The organism is Pedobacter terrae (assembly GCF_900100705.1).
Classification (GTDB): Bacteria; Bacteroidota; Bacteroidia; order Sphingobacteriales; family Sphingobacteriaceae; genus Pedobacter; species Pedobacter terrae.
The window spans coordinates 1-22,965 of the sequence record NZ_FNCH01000012.1; the positions used below are offsets into that span (position 1 = coordinate 1).

At 36.4% G+C, this 22,965-nt stretch carries 16 protein-coding genes; 6 read left to right on the forward strand and 10 right to left on the reverse strand.

Going from position 1 to position 22,965, the window contains the following annotated elements; translation table 11 throughout:
- Window positions 1-196: 196 nt before the first annotated feature.
- A complete protein-coding gene (locus tag BLR60_RS15335) occupies window positions 197-892 on the reverse strand; it encodes a zinc metallopeptidase (protein WP_057930995.1) in 696 nt (231 codons plus the stop codon).
- 81 nt (window positions 893-973) lie between these two features.
- Here BLR60_RS15335 and BLR60_RS25470 point away from each other — a divergent pair, with 81 nt between their 5' ends.
- The gene (locus BLR60_RS25470) at window positions 974-1,183 is read left to right on the forward strand and encodes an FAD-dependent oxidoreductase (protein ID WP_090501364.1); all 210 of its coding nucleotides are present in this window, start codon (window positions 974-976) and stop codon (window positions 1,181-1,183) included.
- Window positions 1,137-1,565 carry a hypothetical protein gene (locus BLR60_RS15345; RefSeq protein ID WP_167354758.1) on the forward strand — a complete coding sequence of 143 codons (429 nt, stop codon included), beginning with the start codon at window positions 1,137-1,139 and terminating at the stop codon, window positions 1,563-1,565. Before BLR60_RS25470 ends, BLR60_RS15345 begins: the two co-directional genes overlap by 47 nt.
- Before the next feature lie 233 nt (window positions 1,566-1,798).
- On the opposite strand, the gene purU is transcribed toward BLR60_RS15345, so the two are convergent.
- The gene (gene purU / locus BLR60_RS15350) at window positions 1,799-2,638 is read right to left on the reverse strand and encodes a formyltetrahydrofolate deformylase (RefSeq protein ID WP_090501368.1); all 840 of its coding nucleotides are present in this window, start codon (window positions 2,636-2,638) and stop codon (window positions 1,799-1,801) included.
- A 118-nt stretch (window positions 2,639-2,756) separates the two neighbouring features.
- Here purU and rmuC point away from each other — a divergent pair, with 118 nt between their 5' ends.
- A complete protein-coding gene (gene rmuC, locus BLR60_RS15355) occupies window positions 2,757-4,142 on the forward strand; it encodes a DNA recombination protein RmuC (protein ID WP_090501370.1) in 1,386 nt (461 codons plus the stop codon).
- A 226-nt stretch (window positions 4,143-4,368) separates the two neighbouring features.
- Here rmuC and thiL read toward each other — a convergent pair whose 3' ends face one another.
- From thiL to nadA, 3 genes are all read right to left on the reverse strand, one after another.
- Window positions 4,369-5,409: a thiamine-phosphate kinase gene (gene thiL / locus BLR60_RS15360; RefSeq protein WP_090501372.1), complete on the reverse strand. Its 1,041-nt coding sequence runs from the start codon at window positions 5,407-5,409 to the stop codon at window positions 4,369-4,371.
- Window positions 5,410-5,483: 74 nt separating this feature from the next.
- Window positions 5,484-6,728, reverse strand: coding sequence for a dicarboxylate/amino acid:cation symporter (locus BLR60_RS15365; protein WP_090501374.1), 1,245 nt, complete (start codon window positions 6,726-6,728; stop codon window positions 5,484-5,486).
- Window positions 6,729-6,835: 107 nt separating this feature from the next.
- Window positions 6,836-7,876, reverse strand: coding sequence for a quinolinate synthase NadA (nadA, locus tag BLR60_RS15370; RefSeq protein ID WP_394333572.1), 1,041 nt, complete (start codon window positions 7,874-7,876; stop codon window positions 6,836-6,838).
- 408 nt (window positions 7,877-8,284) lie between these two features.
- Between nadA and nadB the strand changes: the two genes are divergently transcribed.
- Both nadB and BLR60_RS15380 read left to right on the forward strand, forming a co-directional pair.
- Complete coding sequence (nadB, locus tag BLR60_RS15375) at window positions 8,285-9,871, forward strand: L-aspartate oxidase (protein ID WP_090501634.1); 1,587 nt, start codon at window positions 8,285-8,287, stop codon at window positions 9,869-9,871.
- 116 nt (window positions 9,872-9,987) lie between these two features.
- A complete protein-coding gene (locus tag BLR60_RS15380) occupies window positions 9,988-10,500 on the forward strand; it encodes a gamma carbonic anhydrase family protein (protein ID WP_090501376.1) in 513 nt (170 codons plus the stop codon).
- A 91-nt stretch (window positions 10,501-10,591) separates the two neighbouring features.
- Here the strand turns inward: BLR60_RS15380 and BLR60_RS15385 are convergent, their stop codons facing one another.
- From BLR60_RS15385 to BLR60_RS15405, 5 genes are all read right to left on the reverse strand, one after another.
- The gene (locus tag BLR60_RS15385) at window positions 10,592-12,235 is read right to left on the reverse strand and encodes an Ig-like domain-containing protein (protein WP_090501378.1); all 1,644 of its coding nucleotides are present in this window, start codon (window positions 12,233-12,235) and stop codon (window positions 10,592-10,594) included.
- 121 nt (window positions 12,236-12,356) lie between these two features.
- Window positions 12,357-14,219 (reverse strand): tRNA uridine-5-carboxymethylaminomethyl(34) synthesis enzyme MnmG, encoded by a 1,863-nt coding sequence (gene mnmG, locus BLR60_RS15390; protein ID WP_090501380.1) that lies wholly within the window; start codon window positions 14,217-14,219, stop codon window positions 12,357-12,359.
- Between the two features lie 142 nt (window positions 14,220-14,361).
- A complete protein-coding gene (locus BLR60_RS15395; RefSeq protein ID WP_090501382.1) occupies window positions 14,362-16,224 on the reverse strand; it encodes an ABC-F family ATP-binding cassette domain-containing protein in 1,863 nt (620 codons plus the stop codon).
- 661 nt (window positions 16,225-16,885) lie between these two features.
- Entirely contained in the window at window positions 16,886-17,323 is a 438-nt protein-coding gene (gene ybeY / locus BLR60_RS15400; protein WP_090501384.1) for an rRNA maturation RNase YbeY, read from the reverse strand.
- A gap of 260 nt (window positions 17,324-17,583) precedes the next feature.
- Window positions 17,584-20,901, reverse strand: a complete 3,318-nt coding sequence (locus BLR60_RS15405) for a DUF4175 family protein (RefSeq protein ID WP_090501385.1) — start codon at window positions 20,899-20,901, stop codon at window positions 17,584-17,586.
- 505 nt (window positions 20,902-21,406) lie between these two features.
- Here BLR60_RS15405 and BLR60_RS15410 point away from each other — a divergent pair.
- Window positions 21,407-22,912, forward strand: coding sequence for a family 16 glycosylhydrolase (locus BLR60_RS15410; protein ID WP_090501387.1), 1,506 nt, complete (start codon window positions 21,407-21,409; stop codon window positions 22,910-22,912).
- Window positions 22,913-22,965: the final 53 nt, after the last annotated feature.

Genomic DNA, 22,965 nt, shown 5'->3' on the forward strand with positions numbered 1-22,965 from the left:
GCTAAAAATATAATTATCGGGGAATAAAATCAGGTAATATTCATCTTTAGAAGTTAGTAAATATTTAGATTACGACAGACATGCGGATTTTAGGAGTTATCGGATCAGCATGACGATCAGATCGAGTTAAGTTAATAACCAAAAACGGCCAGGATATAAATCCCGGCCGCATTGTATCTTTCATAATTGATATTCCTTAATCCCGGCTTCTTCCAAAAAGCATTGATGCGTAATATAATAAATTGGCCAGTGCACCAACAGCTGCTACTACATAAGTCATGGCCGCCCACCAAAGTGCATCTTTAGCCTGTGCATTTTCTTCCTGTGTTTGCATTACACCATTATTATTTTTAAGCCAGGCCAATGCACGGTTACTGGCATCAAATTCGACTGGCAGGGTAATGATACTAAATATGGTCACTAATGCCAGGCCCACTACACCAATCGCCAAAACAATTGGGTTTCCGGTAAAACCTATCAGTAATACACCAATTAATAATACCCATTGCAAAAGGTTAGATGATATACTCACCACTGGTACCATGCTGCTTCTTAGCTGTAACCAATTGTATGATTTTGCCTGTTGCACTGCATGTCCACATTCGTGAGCCGCTACTGCAGCTGCCGCCACACTTCGGCTATAATATACATCTGTACTTAAATTAACGGTTTTATCTGATGGATTGTAATGATCTGTTAATTGCCCTTCGGTACTCATCACCTTCACGTCGTATATCCCATTATCATGCAGCATTCTTTCTGCTACCTCCTTGCCCGATAAACCAGAGCTTAATTGCATTTCGGCATACTTGGAAAACTTGTTTCTAAACCGCCATTGTACAAACATGCTCAGCAATAATACCGGGATGATTAATATTAAATAAACTCCCATTTTCTTATGTATGTTTTTCATTCGGCATATATCAAAAAGCGTTCCCATATTATTTGAAGTTTAAAAACAGTACATTATACTATGCCAACAAGACTTTCATACTGTGAAAAAGAATCATTTTTTTGTAATTATGATACGATCGTAATTGGTAGCGGAATAGTAGGATTAAATGCTGCCATACACCTTAAAAAAACAGTTCCTTCCTTAAAGATAGTTATACTTGAAAAGGGATTTTTGCCTACAGGTGCAAGTACAAAAATGCAGGTTTTGCCTGTTTGGGAGCATTTCTAAACTAATAGAGCAGGAAGAAATAATCGGTAGCGATCGGCTTGCGATGCTCATCGAAAAACGTTGGAAAGGCCTGCTCAAACTACGTAATTTGTTGGGCGATAATACTATTGATTATCAATGCCTGGGCAGATACGAACTATTTAAAAAAGAAGAAAATTTTTTAGCTGATGTGGGTGTATCCAAAATTGAACATTTTAATCTTATTGTTAACGGTATTGTCGGGTTTAATGCTTTTAATTTAAAAAATAAAAAAATCAGTTTCTTTGGTTTTAAAGGGGTGAGTAATTTAATTGCGAATCAATATGAAGCGCAGATTCAATGGTATGGGTGTTGCTATTGGTTCTCAAAGCGGAGAAGATGTGGCAAATTTTTTGTTAAATAAACTATAGCAGTTCTTTACCACAGAGAACAAAGAGGAAAGCACAGAGGGCACAAAGTTTGGTTTTCTTTAAAGATCCTTTAAGATTCATCGTCATTGCGAGGAGGAACGACGAATCAATCTTACAGCGGTCGATGATAGCCCTAGGCATAAGATTGATTCGTAGGCTGAAAAGCCTTCTCGCAATAACGACACCATTCGGCTTCGCTATACGCTATCCCATAAACGCTTATCGCCTATTTAAACACCACCGTCTTATTCCCACTCACAAAAACCCGGTCTTCAAAAATAAGTTCCAACGCTTCTAATAGTACTTTTTTCTCTATTTCCTTCCCCGCACGCACCATTTCCTTTACGCCAAAGTTATGATCTACGTGATTGGTATGCTGGGTAATAATCGGGCCTTCATCTAAATTATCGGTAACAAAATGTGCAGTAGCCCCAATAATTTTTACACCACGCTCAAAAGCCTGCCGATAAGGATTAGCACCTATAAAAGCGGGTAAAAAGGAATGATGGATATTGATGATTTTACCCGCATAATCTTTTACAAAATCAGCTGATAGAATCCGCATAAACTTGGCCAATACCAGGTAATCTACCTCAAATTGATTAATAATAGTTTTTACTTCAGCCTCGAATTCACTTTTATCTTTATTGTTATGATCTACGTAAAAATAAGGGATACCTAGTTTCTCAGTAAAATCCTTCAGGCGTTCATAATTACCAATAACACATTGAACATTTGCCCCTAAAGTTTTAAATTGGTTTCTAATCAGTATTTCTGCCAAACAATGATATTCTTTCGTTACCAGCACAGCAATCTGCTTTTCCTGCCTGGTAATTAAATTTACCTCAGCAGCATTCGGTAAATTTTCCAAAAGTTTTTCCTTTAATTTTTCTGCATCTTCCAGGTTTCCGGTACAGGCAATTCTTGTAAAAAATGCTTTATTGGCTTCGTCTACAAACTCGCGCATGGCAATAATATTCAAATGATGTGCAGCCAGCACGCGGGTAATATTGGTGACTAAACCAACTTGATCAGGGCAAGAAATAAGGACGGTTAAAGCGTTCATTTTTAAAATACTAATATCCAATTATAAATAATTTTTACGGTTTTATCTGGCTCATGTTGACTAATTTTTTTTGGTATATCTATTTTAAATCTTCATTTTTGCTAAAATTTTTATCATTATGGAGATCGTCGGCATTGCTTTACTAATTGTAATTTTAATTGTTTTGGTTATTTTATTACTTAAGAAACCACAAGCTTCTATATCTATTGTCTCAGTAGAAGATTTTGAACGGATCAGAAGTGAAAATGAGGCTTTAAAAATCAATTTAGCCAAAGCCGAGGAACGCGTTTCTAATTTATCTTTGGAAAAAGAACATATTACTGCTTTACTTAAAGAAGAACAACAACGCTTAATTGATGAATTACAGGCTGAGCGCGATCGGCTTGCGGATGCCAACCGTGAACTCGAAAGTACCAGATCGTTTTACCTGGCTGAAAGAGAAAAGCTAGCAGAACAAAAATTGAGTTACGAGCAATCGCAACAAAAGTTAAATAAAGATTTCGAACTGATTGCCAATAAAATTCTCGAAGAAAAATCCACCAAATTTATTGAGCAGAACCGTACCAACCTGGATATCATTCTCAATCCTCTGAAAGAAAATATCAAAGCTTTTGAAGATAAGGTAGAAAAAGTTTATAAAGCAGAGTCAGACGAAAGAAATATACTGAAGGGTGTGATTTCAGAACTGCAGATTCAAAGCAAACTTATTCAGGAAGATGCTAATAATTTAACCAAAGCGTTAAAGGGTGATAGCAAAAAACAAGGAAATTGGGGAGAAATCATTCTGGAAAAAGTTCTGGAGCGCTCTGGATTGGTCCGCGATCAGGAATACCGCATCCAGGCTTCGCATACCTCTGCTGAAGGTGGCCGCTACCAGCCCGATGTGGTAATAGACCTCCCGGATGATAAACACCTTGTTGTTGATGCTAAGGTGAGTTTAGTAGCGTACGAGCGATCTGTATCAGCAGATACGGATGAAGAGCGTGAAGGCTATCTAAAACAGCATCTGGCCTCTATTAAGAATCACATTCAGGAACTTTCATCAAAAAACTATCAGGATTTATATAAAATCAATTCTCCGGATTTTGTTTTGCTGTTTATTCCCATCGAATCTTCTTTTAGCATTGCAGTACAAAAAGATGCAGAACTTTTCAATTTTGCATGGGATAGGAGAGTTGTAATTGTAAGTCCGTCTACTTTGCTTGCTACCCTACGCACCATTGCCAGCATGTGGAAACAGGAGCGTCAAAACCGTAACGTCATGGAAATTGCCCGTTTAAGTGGAAGTATGTACGATAAGTTTGTAGGTTTTGTTGCCGACATGGAAAACATTGGCAGATACATCAAAAACGGACAGGATGCTTATGATAAAGCCATTAATAAATTGTCAGTAGGTGCTGGAAATTTGACCAATACTTCAGAAAAGATTAAAAAACTCGGTGCAAAGGCTACGAAACAGATTGATACGAAGTATTTGGATTTGAATGAAACACAGGATGTTTAGGTATGCTAAAAACTAGACAATACGCTCAATTCTTTTTATTTTGAGGGAATAGGTGAGTTAAGGCTGGATAACTGCTTAAAAGCAAGATTCGCTAGCCATAATAATAGAAGTAAATCGTCATCTCGACTGAAACGCAATGGAATGCCTGCCCGTACAGGCGGGGAGAGATCTATACTTGATAGATTTCTCGACTTCGTTGCACTCCGCTCGAAATGACGACCTATTTTTATTTATTAAAAGCATTCCAGCCCTGGGCTTTCAGCTCATGCACATTATTTGATTTGGAGACCATTTTACAACCCGAATTTTTATCCGTTACATGGCCAATCACGGTGATATCTACATCATGTTTCAGCTTTTTATAATCTTCCTGACTAATGGTAAATAATAACTCATAATCTTCGCCACCACTTAATGCGCAAACGGTTGGATCAATACCCAATTCACGTGCGGTTTCATAAGTCATAGGATCTAAAGGAATTTTCTCTTCATAAATGGTCATTCCCTTATCTGATTGTTCTGCCAAGTGCAAAATTTCTGAAGCCAAACCATCTGAAACATCGATCATAGCGGTTGGCTTAATATTCATTTCATCTAAAAGTGCCACAATATCCATCCTGGCTTCAGGTTTCAATTGTCGTTCGATGATATAATCTTTACCTTCTAAATCGGGTTGGATCTGTGGATTTTCCAGGTAGATTAATTTCTCTCTTTCCAAAATCTGCAGGCCTAAATAAGCACCGCCCAAATCACCGGAAACACACAGTAAATCATGTTCCTGAGCACCATTTCTGTATACCACTTTATCTGCATCAGCATAACCAATACTGGTAATACTAATCACCAGACCTTGCTTACTTGATGAGGTATCTCCACCAATTAAATCGATGTTATATTTATTGCAAGCCAATTCGATTCCTTTATATATTTCTTCAACAGCTTCTAAAGGAAATTTGCTCGATAAACCCAGCGAAACCGTAATCTGACTTGCTTTTCCGTTCATGGCATAAATGTCACTCAGGTTTACCTGCACTGCTTTGTAACCCAGGTGCATTAATGGCACATAAGCCAAATCAAAATGGATTCCTTCTAACAATAAATCGGTCGAAATTAAGGTCTGTTTGCCTTTTGCATCAAGGACTGCTGCATCATCGCCAACACCTTTTACCGAATAATCATTTTTAATTTTAAAATTAGTAGTCAGGTGTTTAATTAACCCGAATTCGCCTAATTCATTAATATCTGTGCGTTCTTTATTTTCAAACATAAATTATATTATAATTATCGTCATGCTGATCCGAGAGCTTTTCAGCATCTTAATAAAAAGACCCTGAAACAAGTTCAGGGTGACGGATCTAGTTTATTATTCTCCATCCAATTTTTTCCTTCAGTAAACCTGGCAATTAACATCGCTGCAACATTATCACCGGTAGCATTCAACAAGGTGGCCATCGGATCAACCAAGGTACCTATAATCATTGCTGGTGGCAAAGCTTCCGGTGGCAATTGGTAAGCTGAAATCATCAATAATTCGCCTATATAACCGCCATTTGGTATTCCACCTTCAACAATACTTACTAAAACAGTAATACCCAATGCCAAAATAATGGTATCTACATGTACCAAATCTTTACCAAAAATGGCAAAAACAACGGCAATTTTTATAATGGAACTAATACTTGATCCATCTTTATGTAAAGTTGATCCCAAAGGAATCGTTACATTGGTGATGTATGCCGGTACACCCATTTTTGTAGTTCCTTCTAAGTTTGCCGGAATAGTAGCAATGCTGCTACAGGTTCCGATGGAAGTTAAAGAAGGTACAATATTATTTTTCCAAAATACTTTAATTGCCTTAAATCCTCCTGCTACAAAAGCATATAAAGTGAAAAATACGACAAAATAAAATGCACCTACACCATAATACAAACCTAAAGCTTTAGCATAGGTTCCAAAAAGCTGTGGACCAAATACCCCAACCTGGTAGGCAAAATAAGCACCCAGGCCAATCGGTCCCAATTTCATAATCAAAATGATGAGTTTTTTCATTACCTCATTACCTGATACCAGAAATTTTTTAAAACCTTCGCCTTCTTTTTCAGCATATAAAGTAGAAAAACCTACTAAAACCGAAAAAATAATCAGCGCAAGCATATTTTTCCTGCTGCCGATCTCGAAAAATTCACCTACCGTTAAAAGCTGTGTCATTTGTTCGCCAAACGATATGATTTTCTCGGGTTCGTTTGGTAAAACTGCATTTCCCAATTGCTGATGGATAGGAAAGATCCATGTTGCAAATAAAGTTAAAACTGCAGAAATAAGGATAGTAGAAAGGAATACCACAACCATAATGGTTAATAATCTGCCTAACTTTTTTGTTCTATCGATATTTGCAATGGCTGAGGAAACAGCAAAAAATACCAATGGAATAACAGCGGTAAATAACAGGTTTAAAAATATATCCCCTAATGGTTTGATACTTTCAACGCTTTTCCCAAAAATTAAACCGACAATACTTCCAGCGGTTATTCCCGCCAAAAGCCATAATAAGCCTGAATAATTTTTAAGGATGTTGTTTTTTTCCATATGATCTTTTCGTCATTGCGAGGCACGAGGCAATCTTAATACGCCCGCCAGTAGCAATAGTTGTAAGATTGCTTTGTCGTACCTCCTCGCAATGACGATTTTTATTTCTACAAGCCCAATTCAGCCGAAATATCCAGCATCCTTTGGATTGGCTTACGTGCCCGCTCAATAATATGCTCAGGAACAGTTACTTCTGGCAAACCATTTTTAATACATAAATATAGTTTTTCTAAAGTATTTCTTTTCATGTAAGGACAATCGTTACAGGCACAGCTATTATTCGGTGGTGCCGGAATAAATGTTTTTGTTGGATTTGCCTTTTCCATCTGGTGGATAATTCCACTTTCTGTTGCTACAATAAATTCTGTAGCCGGGTTAGTGATGGTGTATTTTAAAAGTCCGGTTGTTGAACCGATATAATCAGCCATTTTTAAAACCACTTCTTCACATTCCGGATGTGCAATAAACTTAGCATTAGGATGGCGTTCTTTTAATTTAGTAATCTTTTCCTGAGAAAAAATTTCGTGTACCATACATGCACCATTCCATAATACCAGGTCGCGTCCGGTTTTCTTTGCTACGTAAGCCCCCAAGTTACGGTCGGGGCCAAATATTATTTTCTGGTCTTTAGGTAAACTTTCTACAATCTGTACCGCATTTGTACTTGTACACACAATATCACTTAAAGCTTTTAACTCAGCTGTACAGTTTACATAAGTAATAACCAGGTGATCTGGATACTTTTCCTTAAATTTCCTGAATAGATGTGGTGGACAACTATCTGCTAATGAACAACCTGCCTTTACATCTGGTAACAAAACAGTTTTGTTTGGTGATAAAATTTTGGCTGTTTCGGCCATAAAATGCACACCAGCAAAAACAATTATATCAGCATCTGTTTTTGCAGCTTCTTGTGATAACCCTAAACTATCGCCAATATAATCTGCAATATCCTGTATGTCAGGTTCTTGGTAATAATGTGCAAGGATTATGGCATTCTTTTCCTTTTTTAATTTCTCAATCTCTGCAAAAAGATCGAGTGTAGGATCAATTTCTTCTTCTGCGAAACCTTTTTTGTTGATTTCTTCTAAGACATCTATGTTCATTTTAAAATTTTCCTTTTTTGAATTTTGACGTTGGTCAAAGATAAAGCTTTCCACGTCTCAATAATTAATAAGTTATTTTAAATAAATAAATCTTGTTTGTTTATTAGTGTGTTAGTATTGTTGGCAAGTTTAGAAATTTCTTTCGTTTAGATAAGTTATTAATTGTTTACTAACATTTAGATTACATTTATCTAATATTATAGGTTTGATTTTCAGTGTTATCGAAAAGTCGTTCAATTTTTATCAATAGTGGAATGTTAATTGTTTATAAGTGGGGAAAAAGTTAATTACTTGCATGAAGCTGCTTAAAAATTGCGCAAAAGATTGTGGCAAATTGTGTTTTTAGAGTAGCTTTAAACATTCAAATTTATTTGTTAGGATAATTTAGACACAGAGTTAACATTTATCAACTAGTTGTTAACATCGTGGATAAAGTAAATGTTTTTATTAATGAGAAAAGTAGATTTTCTGGTAATTGGTTCAGGTATAGCGGGTTTGAGTTTTGCACTTAAAGCTGCAAAGTTTGGTAAGGTTTTAATCGTTACTAAATCGAACGAAGATGAATCCAATACAAAATACGCTCAGGGCGGTGTTGCAGTTGTGGTAGATAAAGGTGATTCTTTTGAGAAACATATTGAAGATACTTTGATTGCCGGTGATGGATTATGTGATCAAAAAATTGTGGAAATCGTTGTAAAAGAGGGGCCTCAGCGTATTGAGGAGATCATAGACTATGGTATAAACTTCGATAAGGATAATGCTGGTTTTTATGATTTAGCGAAGGAGGGGGGGCACTCCGAACACCGTGTTTTACACTATAAAGATATCACCGGATATGAGATTGAACGGGTGTTACTGAATGAAATTCATGAGAATAACAACATAGAGATATTAACACATTACTTTGCACTGGAGTTGATTACCCAGCATCACCTTGGTGAGTTTGTGGATAAACGTACCGAAGATATTAACTGTTATGGTGTATATGCCTTTAACACAGAGCTTAACGATGTGGAAAAGATTTTAGCAAATGTGACTGTGATGGCTTCGGGTGGTGCCGGACACGTATATTCAGCTACCACAAATCCGGTTATTGCAACAGGTGATGGTATGGCCATGGTTTACCGGGCAAAAGGAAAAGTAAGAAATATGGAGTTTATTCAGTTCCATCCAACGGCTTTATATCACCCTGGAGAGTATCCGTCATTCCTAATTTCGGAAGCGGTTAGAGGTTTTGGTGGAGTTTTAAGGCGTAAGAATGGTGAAGAATTTATGCACGAGTATGACGAGCGTAAATCATTAGCCCCTCGTGATATTGTAGCCCGTGCAGTTGATAATGAAATGAAGAAATCGGGTGATGAATTTGTTTATCTTGATATTACGATGCGTAAGAAAGAAGATATTCTGAAGCACTTTCCTAATATATATGCTAAATGCTTATCTATAGGAATTGATATGACGAAAGATTATATACCAGTTACGCCTGCATCTCATTATATGTGTGGTGGTATCATGGTTGATGAATATGGTCGTTCTTCAATAAAAAACTTATATGCTTGTGGCGAATGTTCATCAACTGGTTTGCACGGTGCTAATAGATTGGCTTCCAATTCGTTATTAGAAGCTACAGTTTTCGCTCATCGAATCTATCAGGATGCTATTGAAAACTTTAAAAATAACATTATTCCAGATCACATTCCAGAATGGAATTCGCATGGTGTCACGCAAATTAATGAGGATGTATTGGTAACGCATAACCTGAGGGAGTTGCAAAAAATTATGGGCGATTATGTCGGGATTGTACGTTCCGATTTTCGTTTGGAACGGGCACATCGTCGCTTGTTTTTAATTTACCAGGAAACGGAAGAATTTTATAAAAAGAATAAAGTTTCAGTTAAGCTTTGTGAGTTAAGAAATGTAATTCAAACGGCTTATATCGTGATAAAATCTGCTATGCAAAGAAAAGAAAGCAGGGGATTACATTATACTACAGATTATCCTGAGCATGCTAATGAATTAGTGGATACTGTTTTTTAATATTTCCGTCATGCTGATCCTATAGCGATCGGATTTAGTTCAGCACCTAAACACAGCAGATATACAATACATAGAAAGACCCTGAAATAAATTCAGGGTGACGTTAAAATTAATTTATGCCTTTAATATTGCCCGTAAAAGATAAATATCCTGAAATAGGAAAAGATAATTTCATTGCAGAGAATGCCACAATAGTGGGTGATGTAACCATTGGAGATAAATGTTCTGTATGGTTTAATGCTGTGATTAGGGGTGATGTGAATGCGATTACCATAGGAAATGAATCAAACATTCAGGATGGCGCAGTAATACATGCCACTTACTTAAAAGCTTCTACGCATATTGGAAATAGGGTATCAGTTGGACATAATGCTATCGTACATGGTTGTACCGTTCAGGATCATGTTTTGATCGGTATGGGGGCCATTGTAATGGATCACGTTGTGATAGAGGAATATTGTATCATAGCAGCTGGATCTGTAGTACTGGAGAACACCATCTGCGAAACCGGTTATTTGTATGCCGGTACGCCTGCAAAAAAAATAAAGCCCATTACTGATGAGCAAAGGGCTTTATTGAATAAATTACCTGATAATTATATCATGTATTCAGGTTGGTTTACCCAATAGTTTCCGTCGTGCTGAACTTGTTTCAGCATCTTTTTTAAGACCCTGAAATAAATACGATAGTTATCGGATCAGGGTGACGATCTATCAGTATTTAATCGCTTTTAGGCGGTGGTATGACCAATGGATCTTCACGTTCCCAATTGGGTTTTAAATCCATTAATGCCTTCAAATACCATACTTTTTCGGGTTGATATCCTTCCTTAACATTTCCTGTGTCCCAGATGCCATTTTTATTTTCATCATAAATAACCCTCAGCATGTACTTACCTGCCGGATATTTGGAGAAAGTAACTTTTGTGTTTTTGCTAACTGGAAAAGATTTTATGACATCTTTTTTTTCATTTAGAAACTGTACTACATAGCTTTTTGAAGTATCCGGAACGGTTACATTTAATAACAGAGTGGTATAAGCATCTTGGCTTTCCAGCGTAAAGCGTTTGGTTATATCTTTATTTTTCGCATTAAATATAGCTGTGAATGCGCCAGCACCCAGTTTTAAATCATAGTTTCTTTTATGCTTCCATGGATATCTGATGTAGTATTTAAGAAAATCCACACTATCTTTAACTACCTCGAAAGCTGTTCGTTTAACTGAATCTTCTAAGAGGGTAATTTTAGATGGATCTGCACCAGTTATCGGAAAAGGAAAAGTTAAGGTTAACTGCTGGAACGGGTTTAATTTGCCGCCCAATAAATTATCAGAAATGGTAAGATCGCGTGTGTAAGTATCTTTTTTACCTTTGGTAAAATTTAGGGTTTGCAAGAGCTTTCCCTGATCTTCAATAGCCACCTTTACTGAATCGAAACTCATGTCTTTCAGCCAGATTTTAGCGGTATCATTGTTTTTGGTAAAATGGACATACTTGCCCACATCTACTGAAGGAGGATCTGTTATAGTTATTTTAGGGCTTTTAAGCTGCTGATTTAAGATGATTGATATACTACCATCGTTATTCAGTTTACGGTCTAATACGCGAAATTCTGGAGCCAGTTCTTTAAAAATCTGCAGGTTAATATTCTCCAGGTTTTTATCAATTACGAGGGGTTCTTTTATAAATCCAACTTCATCAGAAATCTGTTGATATATTTTATCCCCACCTCCGGTACTTTCTTTAATGGCATAAACTTTATAAGTACCTTTTCTGAGGTTACTTAATTTGTAGGTGCCGGCACTATCGGTTGTGGTATATATTGATGGACGTCTTTTTCCAAAAATGGTATCTCTTTCTAAAGGCAAAATAAATACAGTAGCTTCTTTTTCCGGCTCATCACTTAATGAATTGATTACTTTACCACTGATCGATAATGAATCTATATCTGGTCCGGTTGAAAAGACATAAGATAAATTTTTAACAACATTTCCTTCATTCACATCTGCAACCGATTTTCCGAAGTTTAAGGTATAAGTTGTATTTTTCTCTAAAGAATCCTTGAGGATAATTTCTAATCGCTTTTGTCTCTTTCTTAACTCCGGAACCCTTTCCTGATCAGGAGAAATTGAAAATTCTTTAAACTCATCTTTCAAATTAAAATATTCGTCGAATTCTATTACGATTTTTTTAGCATTGAAATTTCTAGTCAGGTTCTTTGGGATCATGCTCAAAACTTTCGGTGGCTTGGTATCTTTTGGTCCACCTTGTGGTGTTTGTATACTTGCGCAACCAAAAAATAGGAGCAGGGTCATAACGGCCACTAGATTTTTAAGCTTAAAATAACTGTCTTTTAAATTTGGCATATTTTAATCGTTCTGACGAATTTTTATACTTTTTGGATTCTTATATTTAAAAAATATTTTTTCTTTCTTAAATAGCTTTATTTAAAGTCATATTTATTTTAGTTAAATATCTGATAATCAGTTACTTATTAATATAGACCATCAAAACCGAAATATCTGATGGCGAAACACCAGAAATTCTAGATGCCTGACCTAAAGTACGCGGTTTTATCTTAAATAATTTTTCGCGTGCTTCTTTTGATATGGAAACGATTTTATTATAGTCAAAATCTGGCTTGATTTCTTTATCTTCCATCTTTAGCATTTTAGCTACAATCTCATTCTCTTTTTCAAAATAACTTTCATATTTAATTTTAATTTCGGCTTGTTCAATAGTTTCTTTATCTAAAACTTTTGTTGCTTCGGCTAATGGTTTACTTACTTTAATGATATCTTGTAAACCAATATGAGGTCTGCCAACTAAGCTATGAATTTTTACATTTTGGTTTAAAGTATTCGAGCCTAAACTTTCAAGCATTGGATTTGCATCCGTCATTTCAATGCCCTGGCTTTTTGTAAATTTTACCAAAGCATCGGCATCAGTAACTTTTTGAGTTACCTTAGCCAAGCGCTCGTCCGAAATTAACCCAAGTTCATGGCCAATAGGAGAGAGGCGGATATCTGCATTATCTTGTCTTAATAATAAACGATGTTCAGCTCTTGAAGTAAACATGCGATAAGGTTCTTCTGTTCCTTTAGTTACTAGATCATCGATTAAAACACCAATATAACTTTCGGATCTTTTCATGATCAGTTCGTGTTTATCAGTAATTTTTTGATGTGCATTTATACCTGCCATGAAGCCTTGACAAGCTGCCTCTTCGTACCCAGTAGTTCCATTTATTTGTCCGGCTAAAAATAAATTGCTGATCAATTTAGTTTCCAGCGTTAAAGATAATTGGGTAGGTGGGAAGAAATCATATTCTATGGCATAACCTGGTCTAAACATTTTTGCTTGTTCGAAACCTGGAATTAATCTTAACGCTTTAAATTGTACGTCTTCCGGAAGCGAGGTGGAAAATCCATTCACATATATTTCGCAAGTATTCCAACCTTCAGGTTCAACAAAAATTTGATGTCTGTCGCGCTCTGCGAAGCGATTAATTTTATCTTCAATAGAAGGGCAATATCTCGGACCTAAGCCTTTGATTCGGCCGGTAAACATCGGCGATTTTTCAAAACCTTCTTTCAAAGTTTCATGTACGTTGTCATTTGTATAAGTAATCCAGCAACAACGTTGATCGGTTGAAACTTCGGTATCCGTGTAGGAGAATTTCCCTGGATTTTCATCTCCCCATTGTTCTTCCATTTTGGAGTAGTCAAGGCTTCTGCCATCAACGCGGGGTGGGGTACCGGTTTTCATCCTACCAGCTTCCATGCCTAGTTCTACCAATTGTTCGGTAATACCGGTTGATGCTCTTTCAGCTGTTCTACCACCACCAAATTTCTTTTCACCGATGTGCATTACACCGTTTAAGAAAGTTCCATTAGTTAGTACAACAGCTGTACTTTCAATTTCAATACCCAAAGAGGTTTTAACGCCATATACTGTATTGTCTTTTACGAGTAGGCCAACGACACTATCTTGCCATATATCTAGATTTGCTGTTCGTTCTAATGCTAAACGCCATTCTTCTGCAAAACGCATTCTATCTATTTGTGCTCTCGGACTCCACATAGCAGGGCCTTTTGATTTATTGAGCATGCGAAATTGAATAGTCGATTTATCAGAGATGATTCCTGAATACCCACCCATTGCATCCACCTCACGAACGATTTGTCCTTTGGCGACGCCACCCATTGCAGGGTTACAACTCATTTGGGCAATGGTCCCCATATTCATTGTAATTAATAAAACAGATGATCCTAAGTTAGCAGCGGCAGCAGCAGCTTCACATCCTGCATGTCCGGCACCAACAACTATCAAATCGTATTTTGAAAACATTTTACTTTGTATTAGAATTGTTCCACGTGAAACAATTTGTTTTACTCTCTCTTCGTACTATCTGATAATTGCAGGATAGGATTAATATTGTAATGTTCCACGTGAAACATCGAAGAGAAACCATTATTATTATGCTTTTATTTTATTCTGAAAGTTCCAACCAGCGCATGGTATAATCATCTAATCTGGATTTCAGTTTTTCTATTTCTGCTGATAATTCTTGAATTTTAATATAATCTGAAGCATCTATATTGTTTAAGGTTTGTGTTAATATGGCTATTTTATTTTCCGTTTCCTCCATACCTTTTTCACTCTCTGCTAATTCTTTTTGTTCTTTGAAATTCAACTTTTTTGCTGCTTTAGCCGGAGTTTGTTCTATAACTGGAGCAGGGGATTTTTTATTTTCCATTTTAATTTTAGGCTGCTCTAAGCTTAAACGGTATTCAGAATAATTACCGTTATAAATTTTAACAACGCCCTCGCCCTCCATAATGAAAAGCTGATCACTCATTTTATCGAGTAAATATCTATCGTGGGAAACCAACATCAAGATGCCGGGAAAATTTTCCAGGAATTCTTCAAGAACATTTAAGGTGTCAATATCCAGATCATTGGTCGGCTCATCCAGAATTAAAAAGTTAGGGTTTTGCATCAAGACTTTCATCAGGTTCAAACGTTTCTTTTCACCACCACTTAATTTCTCTACCATGCCGTGTTGCTTTTTAGGCGGGAAAAGAAAAAGTGTTAATAGGGCAGAAGCAGTAATTACAGAACCGTCTGCCATTTTAATATATTCGGCATCAGATTTTACAATATCGATTACGCGTTCTTTTGGATCGAAAGTTAAACCGCCTTGTTTATAATATCCAAACACAGTTGTTTCTCCCGTTTCAACTTTACCTGTATCTGGTGTTAATTGACTAGTGATGATATTTAATAGCGTAGATTTTCCAGTTCCGTTTTTACCTGCCAAGCCAATCCGATCACCTTTTTTAAAGGTATAGCTGAAATCATTGATGATTGGACGCCCATCAAAGGATTTTTCAATATGTTCAACCTCAATAATCTTTCCGCCTTGACGAGACATCTTCATTTGGAGGTTAATACTCTGATTATCAGACTTTTTCTTGGTTTTTTCTTCTAAATCGTAAAAAGCATTGATTCTGGCGTTAGATTTTGTTCCACGAGCCTGTGGCATACGCCTCATCCACTCCAATTCTTTCTTTAATAGCTGTTGGTTCTTATGTAAAACCGTTGCGTCTAACGCTTCCCTTTCGCTTTTCTTTTCTAAGAAGTAAGCATAATTTCCATTATAATTGAAAATTTTTCCCCGGTCTAATTCTACGATGGTATTACAAACATTATCTAAAAAGTACCTGTCATGGGTAACCAATAAAATTGTTTTTTGTCCTGTAGTTAATAATTTCTCCAGCCATTCGATGGTATCGATATCCAAATGGTTGGTAGGCTCATCGAGTACCAGAATTTCTGGATCCTCAATTAAAAGTTTAGCTAATGCTAAACGTTTTTTTTGCCCGCCGGATAGGGTAGATATTTTTTGTTGTAGATGAGTAATCCCCATTCGGTTAAGAATGGTTTTAATCTCATGTTCATATTCCCAGGCATTATGCTCACTTAATTCTTCATATAAGCGGTTAAGTGTTTTTTCATCGGGGTTTGGATTTTCAATTAATTCTTCATATTCTTTAATGAGCTGCTGCTGTTTATTTTCAAGCGAAAAGATATGGTCGCTAATAGAAAAACCTTCAGTAAATTGAGGTTCCTGATCTAAAAAACCGATTTTAACGGATTTATTTTTTACAATTTTACCTTCGAGGGGAGGGAAACGCTCGGCAAGTAATTTCAATAATGTACTCTTACCTGCACCATTAATACCAACCAACGCCACGCGCTGTCCGGAATTAATTCCCAAGGTTAAATTCTTAAATAACCATTCATCATGATAACCATGACCTAAGCCTTCTGCCGCAATTAATGTGCTCAATTTTTTTGTATTTCGGATTTATAAAGAAAAATTAGTGCAAAGGTAAGTATAAATTATTTTGGAATGCTAAATAGATATTTCAAAGCTGTTGTATATCAGCTAAAATGGCAGAAGCTTGATGTATTGGGATTTGAATTACAAGCTTATTAAATAATATTTATAAAGAAAACAGCGGTCGGAATCGCTCCACCGCTGCTTCAATCATTAACTAAAACTAAACTTTATCTTGTATATGTGACTTGGCGATATAAATCAAGTCCTATATTTATTGTCGCTTTTTAATATAAGACGTTGGTAAGGGAGGAAAGTTGCAGATAGATTGCTGGTATTATACCAGCTGTGTTTAATTATCGACGAACGCCAATAACATTTAGACGAAAAGAAAAACTAGAGAGGTGTATTTTGTGAAAAATGAGTTATAGGTAAAGATTCTTCGTTGGGCTATCATTGACAGACTCCAATAGAAAAATCGTCATTGCGAGGAACGAAGCAATCTTAATGCGCACGCTAGTAGCGATCGTTGTAAGATTCTTCGTCGGCTGAAAAAGCCTTCTCGCAATGACGATGCCTTTTGGCTTTTCAATTTGCTAAATTATCTGTCATTGCTATTGATTTTTGTACAACAAATTATTCAGCAAGATATTAAGGTGGAAGTGGAAATTTAAACTAATCCGAATTCATTTCTATAACCTAAATATTCATCTTCTTTCTGCGTCATAAGGGTTTTGGCAGCTTTTCCTTTGTCTTTATAACCCAATAAGTGTAATGTTCCATGAATCATGATACGGCAAACCTCATCAAATGCTGAAGTTTTAAAGGTTTTAGCATTTTCCTTTATGCGCTCGATGCTAATGAATATATCGCTTACAATGTGTTTTGCTTCTTCAGAATTATCGAATGTAATGATATCGGTATAGGTATCATGATTTAAATATTGTTGATTGATGCCTAAAAGATATTCATCACTACAGAAAATAAAATTAAGTTCTTGCAATTTATACCCTTCCTTTTCTATAGTAGCTTTGACCCACTTTTTGATTTTAAGTTTCTGTGGAAGGTTATAGCTAATGGATTCTGTAAAAAAAGATATTGCAGGCATACTGTAATGTTTATGGCTGCAAATTTAAGAAAATATTACGGTAGCTTTATCAATCAGAATAATTGGAGAAATGATTAAGATAGAGACTCGTCATCTCGACTGAAGTGCAACGGAATGCCTGCCCGTACAGGAAGGGGAGAGATATTTGATTGAAAATATGCATACAAGGCTAAGGATTCTCGACTGCACTGCGTTCCGCTCGAAATGACGATCTAATTTAAATTATTGGAATCAGCTTATTGTTAATAAATATTGCTTAATTATGGAGTCATATTCAACGATTTTAAATATTCTGCAATCTTATTTTTGTAGTAGTAATTTAAACCAGGTGGTAGCTTCTGCAGCATATCATTTCCATTTTGCTGCTGTTTTTTAAATTGATCGAGCATTTTTTGATAGGATGGTGGAAACTCTTTTGCTGCTTTGCTTTCGCGTTTCGAATCTTCTTCCTGATCGCGCTCTGCTTTTTCTGCTTCTAACAATTTGGTTAAGAGGTCTTTCTGCCTGTTTAATGTTTCTTGTTGTAAACGTTTATTAACCAGATCGCTCTCGGTTTGTTTCATTTCCTGAATGGCTTGGTTTAAGTTACCCATTTTTCCTGTACCGTCTTTATTTTCTTCACGATTGAGTTTTTCTAAAGCCTGACGGATCATTTGCTGCTGTTGAGCCATTTTACCAAATTCCTGGCTCATTTGTCCTTTACCAACTGTACCTTGATTACCCCCTTGTTTTTGCAGTTGTTCCCGGGCTTTTTGCATGCTCTTATTCAGCTGTTCCTGCATCTGAGAGAGTTGCTTCATGCCTTGCTTTTGTTTCTTTCCACTACCGCCTTTGCCGTTTTTCTGCATATTTTGAAGCTGACTTAGTGCTTCGCTCAACATTAGGGTTAGATTATTAATAGAAGTCATGGTAAATTGCTGGAAACGGTTAGCTTCAGCCGTTCTCCTATCGCCCAGATTTTCTAAACTCTTATCAAGGTTGAAATTAATTTTATTCATTTCCTCATTAACGGTCGATTCTATCTGTGGAACGCGTTTGCTTAAACTATACAAGCTATCGGCAATAGTTTTAAGGTTATCTTTAATACTGCGTTGTTTCTGTACATTACTGGTATAAGATGGATCAGCGGAAGTCATTCTCTTTAGAGCAAGCATCACTTTTTCCTGATCGAAAGAGGTAGTCAATAAATTTTCCAGCAGGCGACGCAATTCTTTGGCATTCAGGTTATTTTCCATTTCTTCTCCCTGTTGCTGCATATCGCTCATTTTTTTGGATAGTTTTTCCATCTGCTCGCCTGCCTTTTGCTGTTTCTGGCTCGCATTTTTCGAGTCTTTTTTATCCAGGGCATCTTTGCTGTCTTGCTGATCTTTTTGTATATCCTGAACATCTTTTTCAGGGTTTTCGAAAGGATTTGGCTTATCTAAGGATTTATTTTTCTCTTCCAGCTTTTTCAGATCATCTTTCAGGTCTTTCATTTCCCTGTTTAGTGCATCCTGTTTCTGTTTTAGCGATTCATTATCCTGCTTTTTATCTTTGGTTTGCTGGGCAAGTTCTTTCTGTTCTTTAGCGAGCTCATTTAAACGGTCTATATCGTTTTGAAGGTTTTGCTCAAATTCCAGCTGTTTATAAAGTTCTAAAATTCTGTCGAGTTCGTTTTTGAGGGTTTTATTGTCCAGTTGCATTTTTGAGAGTTCGTTCTGCGTCTGGTCTTTATTTTTCTCGTTCATTAAATTTTGCAGCTTCTGCAAAAGTTCTTTTGTTTTTTCATCTAATACATTGTCAAACAGGTCTTTAATCTGTTTTTGTTTTTCAATAAGTTCTTCCGTTTGCTTTTGGTCTTGCTGTTGCTGAATATTTTTATCGTTCTGCTCCTTAATTTCTTTTACAGCTTCATCCAGCTGTTTTTGTTTGTCTAAGAGGGCTTCAATCTGCTTTTTATCTTCGAAAGAAATCTGCTTTTTATCGATAAGGCTTTCGGCCACTTTTTTGCTCTCTTTTTCGATGGTATTGGCTAAACGTATAGCCGATTGCATTTTCTTTTTTAAAGCCTGGTTGCTGGCGTTTACCAGTTCGGCAGTTTCTTTTTTAGTCGGCTGTTTAACGGTTTTAATTTCAGATCGGGTAACTTTTGCACCATTTACACCGTCATTATCGGCTACTTCAAAATAATATTCAATTTCCTGACCAGGTTTGGCAGCAACAGCTTTTAAATCCCAGAAATAGAAAAAATTATTTGCCGTTGCATTACTTTTAATGGCAATATTTTTAGTAACGGTGCCCACAATACGGTTATTTTCTTTGAGGTTGTATTTAAAGCTCAAGCGGCTAAATCCGTAATCATCAGTTACCTGTCCACTAAAATATAAAGCTTTATTATTAACGGAATCCTGCTTTTCCTCTACTGTGATTTGCGGAGCCAGGTCTTTAACCACCGTAATTTGGTGTGAAAGTGAATCTCTGATGGTAACGTATTGATTTTTAGGGGTAATATTATATTTTGAATTGGATTTGATGGTAGCGCTAAGACTAGCCTCATCTTTGATAATTTTAAGCAGGTTTTCTTTCCCGTTTAACATAAATAGGAGTATGTTGCTTTTTTCAGTCTTAAAATTCCAGGTTACTTTAGTGCCTTCAGGCAGCAGCATATCACCAACATTGGCAATAGATTCTGTTTTTTTACCCAAATAAGCCGGATAATTTAAGGTAGCTGTAGCATTAAGCAGTTCAGGGCGGGGTTTAACGGTAATAGTAAATATGGCAGAACTAAATCCTCCACCTTTGAAAATCAGTTTTTTATCATTCTGGATGTTTTTGATAGCATAATTAAACTTACTGGTGCTCTCTTTCTCCAGTTTATAGATATTTTTTCCGTCTTCTACATAAATCTCCGCCGGAATTTCATCACCAGTCAGTTTTAGTTTCATGGTGATATCATCACCTTGTGTAACCATTAAACTTTTATTTAAAATGGTAAAGCTGAAAGGTGCTTTGGGCGCAATGTATTCATTATACCTAAAGAAGCTGTTTGTACCCTCGCGTAAAATAGTGGGCGCTATAACAGCAATGAGCAAAATGATGGAAAGGGGAACAAAAAGATATTTTAAATATTTCCGGTTATCATTAATCCTAACTGCGGTATAGAACGGAACTGGCCTGAGTTCAATGATCTTTTGATCGATGCTGGCCATGATGAGGCGGTTGTTTTCAGGATTTTTTTCAGCTAAATGATGAAGTTGCAAGGTATTCAGTAATTTATCTTTGATATCGGAAAAGTGATTTCCTATAATAACCGATGCTTCGTCTAACGTCAGGTGTTTACCCAGCTTTAGCATGGCAAGCAATGGTTTAACGATTAAAAAACCAACTAATAATATACTGATAAGTACATAAGCAAAAAATACAAAAGTTTTAAATCCAGCGGTTGGGTTGAGGTAATAAAGGCTTAAAAAAACGAGGAGATATAGCGCTAAAAGTATGGCTGAAGCATAAATACTGCCCCGCAAAATTTTGTTCAGGTAAAATTTGCGGATAAACTCATCTATCTTTCGTAATAAATCGTTGTAGTTATTGCTCACCATATCTCCGTAAATGTAAAAATTGTTCCAGTCAATTAAAAGGAAAGTATTTAAGGTAACGCGTTTATTTCAAATCGTTTATTATCTCGATTGCTATTAATTAAAAATTTATGTTGTAATTTAGAAAACAATGTTTTGTGTTTCTGGGTGGCCTTCAGTCATTCTTTTGCTGCAACAAAAGCAGAAAAGGCTATTGGTTGCGCTCCAATTGTAGGCGTTTGGTTTTTATTGCAGCTCAGAGGTGTTTAGCCACGGGCGCAGCGGCATCCCTGTAGCGCAGCGAAAGGATATAGCGGAGCACGGGAACAAACTTTGATAGCTGTACCTGCCTTGCGCTTCAAAAAAAGCACATTTATTAGACAAAAGATTTGTGTAATAAATCACAATCCGTTAATACCGCATTAATTTAAAAATCTTATTTTGTTTTACTTAATACAAAGGTTACATAGATTTTAAACAGGTATTCTGATAAAAATCTACTTTTGGCTTTTTGTATAATGATGCCAATATGAAACAATTAATTATTTCTACACTGATGTTGTTCTTTTTTACTGCTTCTTTCGGACAAAAATTTAACTGGAACAAAAACCAGGTGATTGCACACCGGGGTGCGTGGAAGAAAAATAATTTTCCCCAAAATTCCATTGCTTCATTAAACGAAGCGGTAAAACTGGGTTGTTACGGTTCGGAATTCGATGTATGGATGACAGCAGATCACGTTTTGGTGATTAATCACGATCCAGAATTTCAGGGTTTAACGATTGAGAAAGTAAATTACGCAGATCTTTTGACTAAAACCATGACCAATGGTGAAAAGATACCCACGTTAGAAGCTTACTTATTAGCAGGTAAAAAACAGAAAACCACCAAACTGATTTTGGAAATAAAACCCTCATTGATTAGCAAAGAACGTGGTCTTGAGGTAACGAATAAATGCGTAGAAATGGTTCGGAAATTAAAGGTAACCGACTGGGTTGAATACATCAGTTTTGATTACGACTACTGTAAACGCATTTTAACTTTATTGCCAAATGCAAAAGTTGCCTATTTAAAGGGCGAAATTAGTGCTGAGCAGATAAAGGCGGATAAATTAACGGGTGTTGATTACCATTACAGTGTTTACCAAAAAGATAATTGGATTGAGAATGCGCAAAAACTAGGTTTAACTGTAAATGCATGGACGGTAAACAACGCACCTGAAATGCAATGGTTATCGGCTCACAACGTAGAATATATTACCACCAACGAACCTGAACTGCTTTTTGAAGAGATAAAAAAAACACCAGTTGCCCAGGGATGGAAGTTAAAATGGGCAGATGAATTTGACGATGCCGGATTGCCTTTAACTAAAAACTGGGGATACGATGTAGGGGGTAGAGGTTGGGGGAATAATGAACTGCAATATTACACCGATGCCGATACTGCAAACGCGATCGTTAAAAAAGGAAACCTGAACATTATTGCAATAAAAGCGGAGAAGGAAAACAAGCATTATACATCAGCCAGGCTGGTAACCAAAAATAAATTTGATTTTAAATATGGTAGAGTAGAAGTAAGGGCGATACTCCCGAAAGGCAGAGGCTTGTGGCCTGCGATATGGGCACTTCCTACCGATTCGAAATATGGTAGCTGGCCAAAAAGTGGCGAAATTGATATCATGGAACATGTAGGATATGATCCTGATAGTGTTCATGGAACAGTGCACACCGAAAAATTCAACCACGTTATTCATACGCAGGTAGGTAAGGCCTTGAAAGTTAATAACCCTTACACAGAGTACCACATTTATGCAATAGAATGGTTTACCGATCATATCGACTTCTTTATCGACGATCAAAAATACCTCACTTTCAAAAATACCCAAAAAGGATCTGGTGATTGGCCATTTGATCAAAACTTCCACATCATTTTAAATTTAGCTGTTGGCGGCAATTGGGGCGGAAAAAAAGGAGTGGATGATGCCATTTTCCCGGCAACGATGAAAGTTGATTATGTAAGGGTGTTTCAGAAGTAATTCTATAGTTCATTATCTATTATTCGGTTAACCGGTTAATTGTTTAAATCGGT

Bases quoted from the DNA above. Each gene is read 5' to 3' on its own strand.
- BLR60_RS15405 (WP_090501385.1), bottom strand. From the start codon at position 20,901: ATGGTGAGCAATAACTACAACGATTTATTACGAAAGATAGATGAGTTT.
- BLR60_RS25470 (WP_090501364.1), top strand. From the start codon at position 974: ATGCCAACAAGACTTTCATACTGTGAAAAAGAATCATTTTTTTGTAAT.
- mnmG (WP_090501380.1), bottom strand. From the start codon at position 14,219: ATGTTTTCAAAATACGATTTGATAGTTGTTGGTGCCGGACATGCAGGA.
- thiL (WP_090501372.1), bottom strand. From the start codon at position 5,409: ATGTTTGAAAATAAAGAACGCACAGATATTAATGAATTAGGCGAATTC.
- BLR60_RS15410 (WP_090501387.1), top strand. From the start codon at position 21,407: ATGAAACAATTAATTATTTCTACACTGATGTTGTTCTTTTTTACTGCT.
- purU (WP_090501368.1), bottom strand. From the start codon at position 2,638: ATGAACGCTTTAACCGTCCTTATTTCTTGCCCTGATCAAGTTGGTTTA.
- BLR60_RS15365 (WP_090501374.1), bottom strand. From the start codon at position 6,728: ATGGAAAAAAACAACATCCTTAAAAATTATTCAGGCTTATTATGGCTT.
- BLR60_RS15335 (WP_057930995.1), bottom strand. From the start codon at position 892: ATGGGAGTTTATTTAATATTAATCATCCCGGTATTATTGCTGAGCATG.
- nadB (WP_090501634.1), top strand. From the start codon at position 8,285: ATGAGAAAAGTAGATTTTCTGGTAATTGGTTCAGGTATAGCGGGTTTG.
- ybeY (WP_090501384.1), bottom strand. From the start codon at position 17,323: ATGCCTGCAATATCTTTTTTTACAGAATCCATTAGCTATAACCTTCCA.
- rmuC (WP_090501370.1), top strand. From the start codon at position 2,757: ATGGAGATCGTCGGCATTGCTTTACTAATTGTAATTTTAATTGTTTTG.
- BLR60_RS15380 (WP_090501376.1), top strand. From the start codon at position 9,988: ATGCCTTTAATATTGCCCGTAAAAGATAAATATCCTGAAATAGGAAAA.
- BLR60_RS15385 (WP_090501378.1), bottom strand. From the start codon at position 12,235: ATGCCAAATTTAAAAGACAGTTATTTTAAGCTTAAAAATCTAGTGGCC.